The organism is Hyphomicrobium sp. NDB2Meth4 (genome assembly GCF_900117445.1).
In the GTDB taxonomy this organism is placed as follows: Bacteria; Pseudomonadota; Alphaproteobacteria; order Rhizobiales; family Hyphomicrobiaceae; genus Hyphomicrobium_A.
Window position 1 is genome coordinate 1 of record NZ_FPEJ01000009.1, and the last position, 13,448, is coordinate 13,448.

At 61.0% G+C, this 13,448-nt stretch carries 11 protein-coding genes; 9 read left to right on the forward strand and 2 right to left on the reverse strand.

What is annotated here, in order from left to right:
* Window positions 1-284 precede the first annotated feature (284 nt).
* Window positions 285-539, reverse strand: a complete 255-nt coding sequence (locus tag NDB2M4_RS13315; RefSeq protein ID WP_139247271.1) for a hypothetical protein — start codon at window positions 537-539, stop codon at window positions 285-287.
* Window positions 540-595: 56 nt separating this feature from the next.
* Entirely contained in the window at window positions 596-955 is a 360-nt protein-coding gene (locus tag NDB2M4_RS13320; protein ID WP_139247272.1) for a hypothetical protein, read from the reverse strand.
* A 761-nt stretch (window positions 956-1,716) separates the two neighbouring features.
* Here NDB2M4_RS13320 and NDB2M4_RS20595 point away from each other — a divergent pair.
* The 9 genes from NDB2M4_RS20595 (at window position 1,717) to NDB2M4_RS13365 (ending at window position 13,429) form a co-directional block, all read left to right on the forward strand.
* A complete protein-coding gene (locus NDB2M4_RS20595; protein WP_280173535.1) occupies window positions 1,717-1,845 on the forward strand; it encodes a hypothetical protein in 129 nt (42 codons plus the stop codon).
* Between the two features lie 454 nt (window positions 1,846-2,299).
* Window positions 2,300-2,905, forward strand: a complete 606-nt coding sequence (locus tag NDB2M4_RS13330; RefSeq protein ID WP_072375923.1) for an ANTAR domain-containing response regulator — start codon at window positions 2,300-2,302, stop codon at window positions 2,903-2,905.
* A complete protein-coding gene (locus NDB2M4_RS13335; RefSeq protein ID WP_072375925.1) occupies window positions 2,905-4,134 on the forward strand; it encodes a CmpA/NrtA family ABC transporter substrate-binding protein in 1,230 nt (409 codons plus the stop codon). The genes NDB2M4_RS13330 and NDB2M4_RS13335 overlap by 1 nt, the downstream gene beginning before the upstream one ends.
* A 294-nt stretch (window positions 4,135-4,428) precedes the next feature.
* On the forward strand, window positions 4,429-5,730 hold the full coding sequence (locus NDB2M4_RS13340) for an MFS transporter (protein ID WP_072375927.1): 1,302 nt from the start codon (window positions 4,429-4,431) through the stop codon (window positions 5,728-5,730).
* A gap of 14 nt (window positions 5,731-5,744) precedes the next feature.
* The gene (nirB, locus tag NDB2M4_RS13345) at window positions 5,745-8,195 is read left to right on the forward strand and encodes a nitrite reductase large subunit NirB (protein ID WP_072375929.1); all 2,451 of its coding nucleotides are present in this window, start codon (window positions 5,745-5,747) and stop codon (window positions 8,193-8,195) included.
* Between the two features lie 4 nt (window positions 8,196-8,199).
* Window positions 8,200-8,529 (forward strand): nitrite reductase small subunit NirD, encoded by a 330-nt coding sequence (gene nirD / locus NDB2M4_RS13350; RefSeq protein ID WP_072375931.1) that lies wholly within the window; start codon window positions 8,200-8,202, stop codon window positions 8,527-8,529.
* Window positions 8,530-8,531: 2 nt separating this feature from the next.
* Window positions 8,532-11,222 carry a nitrate reductase gene (locus NDB2M4_RS13355; RefSeq protein WP_072375933.1) on the forward strand — a complete coding sequence of 897 codons (2,691 nt, stop codon included), beginning with the start codon at window positions 8,532-8,534 and terminating at the stop codon, window positions 11,220-11,222.
* An 8-nt stretch (window positions 11,223-11,230) separates the two neighbouring features.
* Window positions 11,231-12,133 (forward strand): uroporphyrinogen-III C-methyltransferase, encoded by a 903-nt coding sequence (gene cobA / locus NDB2M4_RS13360; protein WP_072375935.1) that lies wholly within the window; start codon window positions 11,231-11,233, stop codon window positions 12,131-12,133.
* Window positions 12,134-12,160: 27 nt separating this feature from the next.
* A complete protein-coding gene (locus tag NDB2M4_RS13365) occupies window positions 12,161-13,429 on the forward strand; it encodes a porin (RefSeq protein ID WP_072375937.1) in 1,269 nt (422 codons plus the stop codon).
* Window positions 13,430-13,448 lie beyond the last annotated feature (19 nt).

Below are 13,448 nucleotides of genomic sequence, written 5' to 3' on the forward strand. Positions count from 1 at the left end.
CGTGAAACACGTTCTTAGCGATATCGAGGCCGACCGTGACTGGCTGCACCATCTGACTTCCTCCATCTCTAGCCCGATAACCATACTGGTCGCTCGGGCCGGCTGATGGATGCCGTCCACAGCATCACGAGCGGACCTCGTCGACGGGTAGTCAGGGCGTGTCGACCAAATGCCGCTAATGGCAGCTATTGGGACCGAGCGCGAGTTCACCCGGGAGCGCGAACTGAAGTTTCAGTTCATCGACTCCACCTCATCACGCTGAACCCGAGGAGCGCCACTGAGGCCTAGTACTTCGCCGTCACCTTCACATCTTTGAACGATTGGCTGTGCACGTCGAAGTATCTCATCACCACGCTCTCGTCGGGGATCTTCATAAACCGCGCGAGGCACTTCACCATCCCCTCCTTGCTTCCTAAGAATTTGTTCATCCGCCGTTTGAAGGTCTCTGCCTCTTCAAAGTGGCCCGCCGCTTTGATGGCTTTCGACATCATCTCGATTACGTCTGCATCATTGATGATTGAAGTCGTTAGCCAGCCCATCAAACACTTCATCCGCCGCAACGACGGCTCCGTCGTCGACGGGACGGGGTCTCCGCTCACAGCTTTCGATAGGTTTCGTTCCAATGCCTATGCGGGTCAAATCCGTAGTCGGCCTCTCTCGGCACTATCACGAGATGCTCGAGCGCGTTCTCCATCTGCGCACAGTTCTTCCAGTTTCGGCGATCTGCCGGATAGAGTTGTGGCACATGTTCCATCCAGTACCGCTCGATGTGCAGCAGTTCGTGCGTCACACCCTGAGCCATCACCGGAAATCCGTCGCGCAAGCGCACCGTAGCTCCTGCCGAGGTCATTTCCGCGGCTGGCGCATCTGGGTTAACCTCTCCTGGATCGGCCGGTGTTGAATAAGAACTGAAGGAGATTCCGCGGCCAGCGTAACCTTCGAGCTTTTCCAGCAACGCTTGGCTCTCCGGCGGCAAAGCCTCCAAAACCTCCGCGCGCCAATTTTTCGGCTCAGTCAACGGCTTACCTCAGTGTTAGCTGGGCATGCACCTGCTACGGCACCCGAATGTCCCCTTGATATTGGTGATAGCCCGCTGGCCGAGCGAGTTGGGGACAACATTGCCCGTCTCCCGGACTGGCTTCTGTCGAACGCCCTTGTGCGCCGATGTCGTGCCGTCATCGGCCGCCGGAATGCGTCGTACCAGAGCACACTCTCGCCTCGAGAGCACTCATTAGGCAGTCAGGCTAATTGATCGCAACTACGTCCGATCCCCTCCAGAAGCGTTCGTGAAAGTCGACGGAGTCCGCATGGACCAACTAATTCCCTCAACTTCCGCTGTTGGGACCGACCAGACGAGCGCAGAGTCGCGAGAGGCAATCTCGGCTAGCACGCCAAACCTTGCGCGTTGTATCATCCCGTATGACTTTGTGGATCAGCGAGACAGCCATTAAAGCCGTTCCGACTCGCGTAATCTTCGGACCGGACTAACCCAACATTCTACCCAGCGCTTGACCCAACACGAATTTGCATCACGATAAAATACCGCGACAGTTCAATAGATTACAGAGGCACGCACCAATGACCTTACTCCTACCCGCGGAGCCAATTCCCCCGCCAAAAGTCCCCGTTTTACGGGCCTTTCCTTTCACGCCAGCACCTTCCTCACCAGTACTGACCCAACAGATGACCAACATCGCGTCGGGATGGGCCACGAGGATGAGGTTGCAGCACCTGCGCAAGCGCCGCGGCTACTGGTACTACATCCGTCGCGTCCCTGACCGCGCCCGGCCCGTCGATCCGCGCAAGTGGATCAACAAGACGACCGGGCATCAGGATCGCAGATGATCCGCGCGGCATCTGCGCCGGCGCCAGAGCGGCGCAGCTCGAGACCTTGCTCATTCCCGAATGGGAAGACCGCCTCGCAGGCCGCGCCCCGGCGCCTGCCATCGCGTTTGCGCGAAACGTCGACATCGCCAAGCGTTACGCAGTCGCCTACCTCGCGCACGACGAGGTGCGGCAGCTGCCGGGTTCGTCGATGTTGAAAAGCTGGGCCGCGCTCGGATTTGGGGGGCCACGCCGGGAAGCCTCAATGTCGAGATCGATCTCCAAGAGGGTTCTGCTTTCACACTAGAGTCGGTCGTCAAGGAGAGCATTTGATTGTCCGTCAGGGCCGCCGCGACGTGGTGATGACGGAGCGCAAGGCATTGGTCACACTGCCTACGCTTGAATGACCGCCGCTATAGTTGTTGCTCATCGTGGTAACGTGCTAAGGGCGCTTCCTTCATCGCAAGAGCGCGCCATGCCGGAACGCCCAAGCCCACTGTCGATCCTTATTATCGATGAGAACCGCCTGCGAGCGGCGGTCATCGAGGATGGATTGCGGGATGCGGGTTACTCCAATCTCACTGTCGTCAACGATGTGCAGGGGATCGCACGCAAAATCGCGGACTCCGCGCCGGACGTTATCGTTATCGACCTCGGAAACCCCAATCGCGACATGCTGGAAAGCATGTTTCAATTGTCCCGCGCGGTAAAGCGACCTATCGCCATGTTCGTCGACCGCGCGGACCAGGCATCGATCGAGGCCGCCGTCGAAGCTGGCGTCTCGGCCTACGTTGTCGATGGCCTGAAGAGAGAGCGCGTCAAGCCAATCATCGACATGGCCATCAGTCGATTCAACGCGTTTGCACGCATGGCGCGCGAGTTGGATGAGGCAAGATCGCAGCTGGAAAGCCGCAAGCTGATCGATCGCGCCAAAGGCATCCTGATGTCGACACGCGGCTTGAACGAGTCCGATGCCTACGCGCTGTTGCGCAAGACTGCCATGAACCAGAACCGCAAAATCTCCGACATTGCGGAAAGCCTGATTACGGCCGCGGGGCTTCTCGCCCCACCGGAGGAGTGATGAGCGCAAAGAGCAACCACGAGATTGTCGCCGGCTTCATGCCGCTGCTCGACAGCGCCATTCTCGTCGCTGCCAAGGAGCGGGGATTTGCGGCCGATGAAGGCATTGATCTCCGACTCATCCGAGAAACGTCATGGGCCAGCATTCGCGATCGTATGGCCGTCGGGCACTTCCAGGTCGCGCACCTCCTGGCGCCGATGCCGATCGCAGCGAATCTTGGCTTGACGCCACTTGCGGCCAAGACCATCGCGCCGATCGCGCTTGGCCTCGGCGGCAACGCGGTAACCGTATCCAATGCGCTCTGGGCGCAGATGGCAGAGCACGGCGCCACGGCGAGCTTGGACCCGGCACTTGCCGGCCGCGCACTGCGCTTGACCATCTCACAGCGCGAAGGTGACTGGGTACCCCCACTGAAATTTGCCGTCGTGCATCCGTTCTCTGGACACAACTACGAACTACGCTATTGGCTCGCCGCAAGCGGTATAGCGCCAGATCGCGAAGTCGAGATCGTCATCCTGCCGCCGCCGCTCATGGCCGATGCACTCGCCGCCGGGACCATCGACGGTTATTGCGTTGGCGAGCCCTGGAGCACGGCTGCAACGACCGCGGGCGTCGGACACATAGCCACCGTGAAAGCTGCGATATGGCGGTCGAGCCCAGAAAAGGTTCTCGGAGCAGCGGCAAACTGGGCAGAGCGTGAACCTGACGCGCTCGCCGCGTTGCTGCGCGCGCTATGTCTCGCGGCCCAGTGGTGCAGCAGTGCTGAAAATCACGAAGAGCTGGCACAGATGCTTGCCGAGCCGAACTACGTCGCGCGTCCGGCTGATTGGCTGCTACGCGGCCTGTCCGGAAAGCTTGACGTCGGCGGTGAAGGGACCAAGAGCATCGAGGACTTCTTCGTGCCGTTCGCCAAGGGCGCGACGTTTCCGTGGAAGAGCCACGCGCTCTGGTTCTATTCGCAGATGGTACGGTGGGGACAGGCCGCGCACACACCGGAGAATGCCGCCATCGCCCGCGAGACCTATCGGCCGGACATCTATCGCAGCGCCCTGAAGCCACTCGGCATCGCCCTTCCCGCTGCAAATGCCAAGGTCGAGGGCGCGCTTCGGACCCCCACACCCGTCGGATCCACCGGGGCCAGTCTGACACTGGGCCCTGACGGCTTTTTCGACGGCGCGCTGTTCGATCCGGACAAGCTCGATCAGTACATCGACGCGCAAAAGCTCTGACGAGCAGCGACTTTGCGCTGCACAAACTTTGAGCCGCTACGCGTTGTTTTTGACTATTCTTTGGGCTTGCCGCGCCGCACCCAAACGCGTAGCAAATTACTCATCAGGTTGATCTGAGCCGATTACCGCCAGTCACGAAGGCTGGCATCCGATCTGCTCACCGATGATCGACCAGCGCCCAATGACGGGCGCACATCTGGCAAAGCTGCCGTTCAAACCATTGCGCCACGCGTGCGCAGCGGTTTGGCCGGCAGCTTTTTTGTTTTTGGGCTTTGCGACGCTGGAGATCGCCGAATGCACGAGACCAGAACTGCGGACCTGAACCCAACCACCGAGGAAGGGCGCGCCCTCTGGGTGTCTACGTTGGCTTTCACCGTCTGCTTCGCAGTGTGGACAATTTTTTCAATCATCGGCGTACGCATCAAGGACGAGTTGGGCCTTACCGAAACCGAATTCGGCCTCCTCGTCGGCACGCCTATTCTCACCGGCTCGCTGTCCCGCATCTTTCTCGGCATCTGGACCGACCGCTACGGTGGACGTCTGGTGTTTACGCTCGTGATGCTGGCGACCAGCATTGCAACGGTCCTCCTCGCCTTTGCTCACACCTACGCGCAGGTGCTTGCGGCAGCCCTTGGCGTTGGCCTGGCAGGCGGGTCGTTTGCAGTCGGCGTGGCCTACGTATCGCGCTTCTATCCGCAACAACGACAGGGCACGGCCCTTGGAATCTTCGGAGTCGGCAATGTCGGCGCCGCCGTCACCAAGTTCGCCGCCCCCTTCGTGCTGCTCGCATGGGGCTGGCAAGCAGTAGCGCTCGTCTGGGCTGGCGCACTCGCGTTGATGGCAATCGCATTTTATGTCTCGACGATCGACGACCCAGTGCTCATCGAGCGTCGCCGAACCGGCGCGCCGGCCAAGCCAATGCTGCTTGAGCTGTCGGCACTGCGAGATCTGCGCGTATGGCGCTTTGCATACTACTACTTCTTCGTGTTCGGCGCCTTCGTTGCCCTGGCACTGTGGCTGCCGCGCTACCTGATCGGCGTCTATGGCTTCGACATCGCCACCGCGGGTATGATCGGCGCGCTCTACTCAATTCCAGCAAGCATCTTTCGCGCCTACGGAGGCGTGCTATCCGACCGCATCGGTGCGCGCTCGGTGATGTACTGGAGCCTCGGTGTATCGGCTGTAGCGACGCTCATCCTTTCCTTGCCGCCCACCAGCTACGTGATGCGCGGAATCAAGGGTGATATCGCCTCGCACTTCGAGATCGGGGTAATGGCCTTCATCGTCGCCGCGTTCGTCCTCGGCTTCTTCATGAGCCTCGGCAAGGCGGCCGTGTTCAAGCACATAGCATCCTACTACCCGAATAACGTTGGTGCAGTCGGCGGATTGGTCGGCATGATTGGCGGCCTGGGCGGCTTCATATTGCCGATCGCCTTCGGTGCGCTCAACGACCTTACGGGACTGTGGTCCAGCTGCTTCATGCTGCTGTTCGCCATCGTCGTCGTGGCCCTCGTGTGGATGGACGTCTCAGTACGCCGCACCAAGCAGCCGCAAACTGAAAGTTCGCCCCGAAACGTCGTCGTTGCAGCCGAATGAGCGGGGGAGTCCAAATGACTGAGAAACTCGTCATCATCGGCAACGGCATGGCGCCCGGCCGTATGCTCGAGCATCTGTTCGAGCGCGCGCCGGACCGCTACGAAGTCACCATCTTCAACGCCGAGCCCCGGGTGAACTACGACCGCATCATGCTGTCGCCCGTGCTGTCAGGCGAGAAGGAATACGAACAAATCATCATTCACGGCGACGGCTGGTACATCAAGCACGGCATCACACTTTACAAAGGCCACCGCATCGTCGCCATCGATCGCTCGGCCAAAACGGTAACGTCCGACCAGGGTGTCACCGCTCCCTACGACAAGCTCGTCATTGCCACCGGGTCAGTACCGTTCATCCTTCCTGTTCCGGGCAACAATCTTCCGGGCGTGCTGTCGTATCGCGACCTCGATGACGTCAACGCCATGCTGCTGGCGGCGCAGTCCCGTGCGAAGGCGGTTGTCATTGGCGGAGGACTGCTCGGCCTCGAAGCAGCGGCAGGTCTCTCCGCACGCGACATGGACGTCACTGTGGTGCACCTCATGCCGACGCTGATGGAGCGCCAACTTGATCCGGCTGCCGGCTACATGCTGCAACGCGAACTGGAGAGCCGCGGCATCAAGATCATCACCAAGGCAGAAACTAAAGCGGTACTAGGCGACCGCCGCGCCGAGGGAGTCGAGTTGGCCGACGGCCGCATCATTCCAGCAAATCTCGTCGTTATGGCCGCGGGCATCCGTCCAAGCACGGGCCTCGCCCAAGACGCCGGTCTCGCAATCCAACGCGGCATCCTCGTCGACGACGGGATGCACACTTCCGATCCCGACATCTTCGCCATCGGCGAGTGCGCCGAGGTGGGCGGACATGTGTACGGCCTCGTCGCACCGCTCTACGAAATGGCGCGCATCGCAGCTGCACACATCACCGGCGACACCAGTCCACGCTTTGTTCATAACGACACGCCGACCAAACTTAAGGTCACAGGGATCGACCTCTTCTCGCTCGGTGACTTCGCCGACGGTGACGACCGCCAGGAGATCGTGCTGCGCGATGCTGAGGCCGGTGTCTACAAGCGGCTCATCCTGAAGGAAAACCGCATCATAGGGACCGTGCTCTACGGTGAAACATCCGACGGAGCGTGGTTCAACGACCTCAAGAAGCGAGAAGTCGACATCACCGAGATGCGCGACACGCTCATCTTCGGCCAAGCGTACCAGGGCGGCGCGCCGCTGGACCCTATGGCGGCCGTTGCAGCGTTGCCCGATGACGCAGAGATCTGCGGCTGCAACGGCGTATGTAAGGGCAAGATCGTCGACACCATCAAGGCAAAACGCCTCTCGTCTCTAGACGACGTGCGGGCACATACAAAAGCCTCGGCCTCGTGTGGCTCTTGTACAGGGCTTGTCGAGCAAGTGTTGAGGCTGACGCTCGGCGATGCGTACAATCCGGCCGCCGTCCAACCGATGTGCGGTTGCACCGACCTAGGACACGATGAAGTCCGCAGGCTCATCAAGGCAAAGGGCCTCAAAACCATCTACGCCGTCATGCAGGAGCTCGAATGGAGGACCTCCTGCGGCTGCGCGAAATGCCGCCCCGCGCTCAACTACTATCTCGTGTGCGATTGGCCAGGCGAATACGCCGACGACTACCAGTCGCGCTTCATCAACGAGCGGGTGCACGCCAATATTCAGAAGGACGGCACCTATTCGGTCGTGCCGCGCATGTGGGGCGGCGTCACGAGCGCAACTGAGCTGCGCGCCATTGCCGACGTCGTCGACAAGTTCAACATCCCGACGGTGAAGGTGACCGGCGGCCAACGCATCGACATGCTTGGCATCAAAAAGGAGGATCTGCCCGCGGTCTGGGCGGACCTCGGCAGAGCTGGATTCGTCTCTGGCCACGCATATGCAAAGGGACTGCGCACAGTGAAGACCTGCGTCGGCTCCGACTGGTGCCGCTTCGGCACACAGGATTCCACCGGCCTCGGCATCCGCATCGAGAAGTTCATGTGGGGCTCGTGGACACCAGCCAAAGTGAAGATGGCCGTGTCGGGCTGTCCGCGCAATTGCGCTGAGGCGACCTGCAAGGACGTCGGCGTCATCTGTGTCGACAGCGGCTTTGAGATCCACTTCGCGGGAGCCGCCGGGCTCGACATCAAGGGTACAGAAGTTCTCGGGCTCGTGAAGACGGAGGATGAGGCGCTCGAAGTGATTGTCGCTCTGGTGCAGATGTACCGCGAGCAGGCACGATATCTGGAACGCATCTACAAATGGGCCAAGCGCATCGGCATCGACGAAGTGCGCCGCCAGACACTTGAAGATGCCGAACGCCGCATCGCCTACTTTGGCCGGTTCGTTCACTCGCAGAAGTTCGCCCAGGTCGATCCGTGGTCGGAGCGCGTATCCGGGCTGCACAAGCACGAGTTCCGCCCGCTCGCGGCGGTTCCGCTTACCCAGGCAGCGGAGTAACGGCATGCACTGGACAGCTATCGGCACGCTTTCCGACATCCCCCAACGCGGCGCCCGCTGCATCGAGACACCCGAGGGAAAGATCGCAATATTTCGCACCGGCGATAACAGGGTGTTCGCGATCGATGACCACTGCCCTCACAAAGGCGGTCCCCTCAGCCAGGGCATCGTGCATGGCGCGTCAGTCACCTGCCCACTGCACAGCTGGGTGATCTCGCTCGAAACCGGCAAAGCCCTCGGTGCCGATGAAGGATGCGTCAGAACCATCCCAGTCAAAGTCGAGGATGGAAAGCTCTACGTCGCACTCAACCTGAATGCCGAGCGCGCGGCCTGACCATGGACATGTCAGCCCCACGCTCGATCAAAACTACGTGCCCCTACTGTGGCGTCGGCTGCGGCGTCATCGCCCAGATTGGCAGCGATGGAGACGTCAGCGTGCGCGGCGATGCTACGCATCCGGCCAACTTCGGCCGTCTGTGCTCTAAGGGATTTTCCCTGGCGGAGACCATCGACCTAGACGATAGGCTCTTAACGCCTCAGGTGCACGGCGCCCGCACCGACTGGGAGACGGCTCTCAATCTCGTTGCAGGGAGGTTCAACGAAACGATCCGCGAGCATGGGCCCGGTTCGGTCGCGTTCTACGTCTCCGGTCAACTCCTGACCGAGGACTACTACGTCGCCAACAAACTGATGAAGGGCTTCATCGGTTCGGCGAATATCGATACCAACTCCCGCCTCTGCATGGCGTCCTCGGTCGCAGGCCACCGCCGTGCATTCGGTTCCGACACCGTGCCGGGCTGCTATGAGGATCTGGAGATAGCCGACCTCGTTGTGCTCGTCGGCTCCAACCTCGCCTGGTGTCACCCTGTGCTCTACCAGCGCTTGGTTGCCGCAAAAGAAAAGCGGCCTCACATGAAGGTCGTCCTGATCGATCCACGCCGCACCGCGACGGCGGACATTGCCGATCTGCACCTGCCTATCAAGCCCGACGGTGACGTGGCGCTCTTTCTCGGGCTGTTGCGCCACCTCGCCCGCAATCGCGCCATCGACCGAAAATTCGTCGGCCGCCACACCAATGGATTCGACGAGGCGCTGCGGATTGCAAACACCCTCGACCTCTATGCCCTCGTGCGCCTCACGGGACTTTCCGCGCCATCGTTGCAGGCATTCTTCGAGTTATTTGCAAAGACGGAGCGCACGGTCACGGTCTATAGCCAGGGCGTCAATCAGTCCGTAGCAGGCACCGACAAAGTCAACGCAATCATCAACTGTCACCTCGCTACGGGCCGCGTCGGACGGCCCGGCACGGGACCGTTCTCTGTCACCGGCCAGCCGAATGCCATGGGCGGGCGCGAGGTCGGCGGCCTGGCCAACATGCTCGCCGCACACATGACGATCGAGAGCCCGGCCGACCGCGACCGCGTCCAGCGGTTCTGGCAATCACCGACCATAGCGGTCAAACCAGGCCTGAAGGCAGTAGATATGTTCCGCGCCGTTGCCGACGGGCGCATCAAGGCATTGTGGATCATGGCCACCAACCCGGTGGTCTCGATGCCGGACGCTGAGAGCGTTGCAGAAGCTATCCGCGCTTGTCCCTTTGTTGTCGTCTCCGACGTCACCGCAACGACGGAAACGGCCAAGCTTGCGCATGTCCTTTTGCCGGCCGCCGCCTGGGGTGAAAAGAACGGCACCGTCACCAACTCCGAACGGCGCATATCACGTCAGCGTAGTTTCATGCCCCCCGCAGGCGACGCGCGACCCGATTGGTGGATCATAAGCGAAGTAGCATGTCGGATGGGTCACGCAGGCGGTTTCACTTACTCCGAGCCGGCCGAAATTTTTGCTGAGCACGCGGCGTTGTCGCGCTTCGAGAATGCTGGCACGCGCGACTTCGACATCGGCAGCTGTGCGAATATCGACTCCGAAAGCTACGACGATCTCGCCCCGTTCCAGTGGCCCCGCCCCGCGGACCGCGCTTCCTCGCAGCGCATGCTCGGCGACGGCCAATTCTTTACTCCTGACCGGAAGGCCCGCTTCGTCACGGTCGAGGTTGCATCAAACACACCGCCACACCCCGGTTTTCCATTCACTCTCAACACGGGCCGCGTGCGGGACCATTGGCACACCATGACGCGCACGGGCAAAAGTTCGCGCCTGTCGCAGCACTATGCCGAGCCGTTTGTCGAAATTCATCCAGACGACGCCGCTCGCCTGCACATTGGTGATGCCGACCTCGTGCGCGTATCCACCGGGCTCGGCGCCATCATCGTGCGTGCACTGCTAACCTCGCGTCAGCAAATCGGTTCGATTTTCGTGCCCATGCACTGGAACGACGTGTTCGCCTCGCGTGCGCGCGTTGACGTCCTGATAGAGGGACGAACGGACCACTCCTCCGGCCAGCCAGCCCTGAAAACTATGGCCGCGCGCATGGAACGTTTCGTTGCCCAATCCTACGGCTTTGCCGTGCTTCGGCGCCGGCCGGCAATGGTCGACGCGACGTACTGGTCCCTCGCCAAATGTAACGGCGGGTGGCGGGTCGAGTTGGCATTTGGCATCGATCCAGACGACTGGACACAATTCATGCGAACGCTCGTCGGCGCGAACGTCGAAACGGTCGCCTATCGTGACGGACAGGCCGGGCATCAGCGCTTCGCCTGCTACGAGAATGGCACGCTCGAGGGTCTGCTCTTTCTCGCGTCGGAGCCGGTAGCCGTCTCACGAGAATGGGCTGTATCCCAACTCACCGCGCCACAAGCGTCTGCGCGCAAGCGCAGCACCATCCTCTCAGGCCGTCCCGGAGCAGACGCCCTCGATCGTGGACCCACTGTTTGTGCCTGCTTTGGTGTCGGCATCAATGAAATCGGGGAAGCATTCGCGCGAGGCTGCACGAGCGTCGCCGCAGTCGGCGCCGCAACGCAAGCCGGAACGAATTGCGGCTCCTGCCGCTCCGAGATCCGCAACATCATCGAACAGAAGTCGGCAATGCTAATGACACAGGCGCCGAAAGCTCTCGTGACGTCGAGCTAGGAGACCAGATGCGCAACGCTTTGATACTGTCGCCAACACTAGGGGACCTGCTCGCCACGCTTCTTCAGCGCGTGGGCACCATTATGCGCAACAAGATTGCATCTCATAGCGGCGAATCAACCCCGACCGCGAGAGCAGGCAGCCAGCACGCTCACGTATCGCTAGTCGGCGCGGGGCCCGGCGATCCGCAGCTCGTTACGCTCAAGGCGTTACGCGCGCTGCAGAGCGCCGACGTCATCTTGCACGATCAGCTCGTTTCGGCCGAGGTTCTTGCCATGGCTCCAACGCACGTCGAGCGTATTGACGTCGGTAAGAAAGGCTACGGCCGCGCCTGCCGCCAATCCGACATCAACGCCCTGATGGTCGGCCTCGCATCTGCAGGCCGCCGTGTCGTTCGCCTCAAGGCCGGCGACCCGCTGATGTTCGGGCGCCTCGACGAGGAGATCGCGGCGCTAGAGCACGCTGGCATCGGATACACGGTCATTCCCGGCATCTCGGCAGCCCAAGGGGCAGCCAGCGCATTAGGCATCGGACTGACGCGCCGCCGTGGCGCCCGCCGCTTCCAGGCCATCACTGGCCACGCCGCCGAAGGACAATTGCCGCACGATTTCGATTGGGCCGGTCTCGCCGATCCAAAGGCCACTACGGCCGTATACATGCCTAAGGCTACGCTCGGAACTTTGTGTAGCGAGTTACAGCGGCGTGGTCTCGCCGCATCGCATCCGGCGGTCGCCGTTTTCAACGCGACGCGTACCGATCAGCAGATCGTTGGCGGCACGCTGGCCACGCTGGCGCAGCACATCGCGGCGGTCGAAAGCGGGGCACCGTGCATCATTTTAATCGGCGTGCGCGCGGAACATCATGCGAAAGCTATCGCAGGGTCGCCGGTGACCGCCTGCTTGAATGCGTGAAAGAAGCGTGGAGCGTAAATCAGCGTCATGAGCAGAGCAGAAGTAGCTTTTCGCGTCGCCTTCGTCAGTGCGTGCCTCTTTCTTGCTGAGCGCGCCGGAGCGGCAGATCTTGGCGGCGATTGCTGCGCTGACCTTGAACAACGCATCGTCCAGCTGGAGGCGACAACGGCGCGCAAAGGCAACCGCAAGGTGTCAATGACCATTACCGGCTACGTCACAAAGCAGATCATGTTCTGGAACGACGGCGTCGAGAGCAACGCCTATATCTCGGATATCGGTCCAACGCAGGCGACCAACTTCCGCGTCACCGGAGAGGCATCGAGCTCACCAGGACTGACGGCGGGCTACATGATCCGCATCCAGGATCTCACCGACAACCCTATGGGGTCCAGCCAAAACGTACCGAGCACGAACCAGGGCCTCAACGTGCAGATGGCGAACTGGTACGTCGCCAGCAAGCAACTGGGCAAGCTCAGCTTGGGGAAGAATGCGCTCGCCGCGAAGAGCGCCGCCATGTTCACCGACCTTTCTGGTACGCAGGTCATCGCCAACTACGTACTGTTCGATGGTGGGGCATTCTTTCTGCGCTCGAACGGTGCGCTGACAAATCTGCGTTGGGGTGATTTCGGCTACTGCTACGCTCAACAGAGGCCGTGGGGTGGAGACTGCGACGGCATCGTTATGAACGGGATACGTTATGACAGCCCGACTTTCGCAGGCTTCTCGACATCGGCGAGTTGGGGCGAAGACGACGACTGGGAGATCGCAGCCCGCTACGCCGGTCAGGTCAGCGGCTTCAAACTTGCGTTCGGGATCGGCTACTCGGTTAACACTGACGTGAATACGCAGCCGCCGCCAGTTTCGGTGCGCAAGAATTCGGAATATTTTCAAGCGGGAGGCTACGCACAACACCTCGCCACCGGTCTGTTTCTTCATGCCGCCTATGGCTCAGAAGACAATCACGGCGAGCGCACACTGGCAGGATTCACCGAGCCCAACTCCCACCAATGGTACCTGAAGGGCGGCATCCGTCGTCAATGGTCGCCCCTCGGCTCAACCGTCATTTACGGCGAGTACGGCGCCTACATCGATCAACTATCGCCCACGGCATTAGCAGCGGGCGCCACATCGAGTGAGTTCGAGCGGTTTGGGTTTGGTTTTGTGCAGGAAGTCGACGCTGCGTCGATGTCTCTTTGGATCAAATATCGCGAGCATCACGCCGACATAGACGGCGCCTCCATCGGGGACATTGACGACTTCCGTTACGTCTCGACCGGCGCGCTGATCAACTTCTAGGGCGATTCAAGCTGTCTTG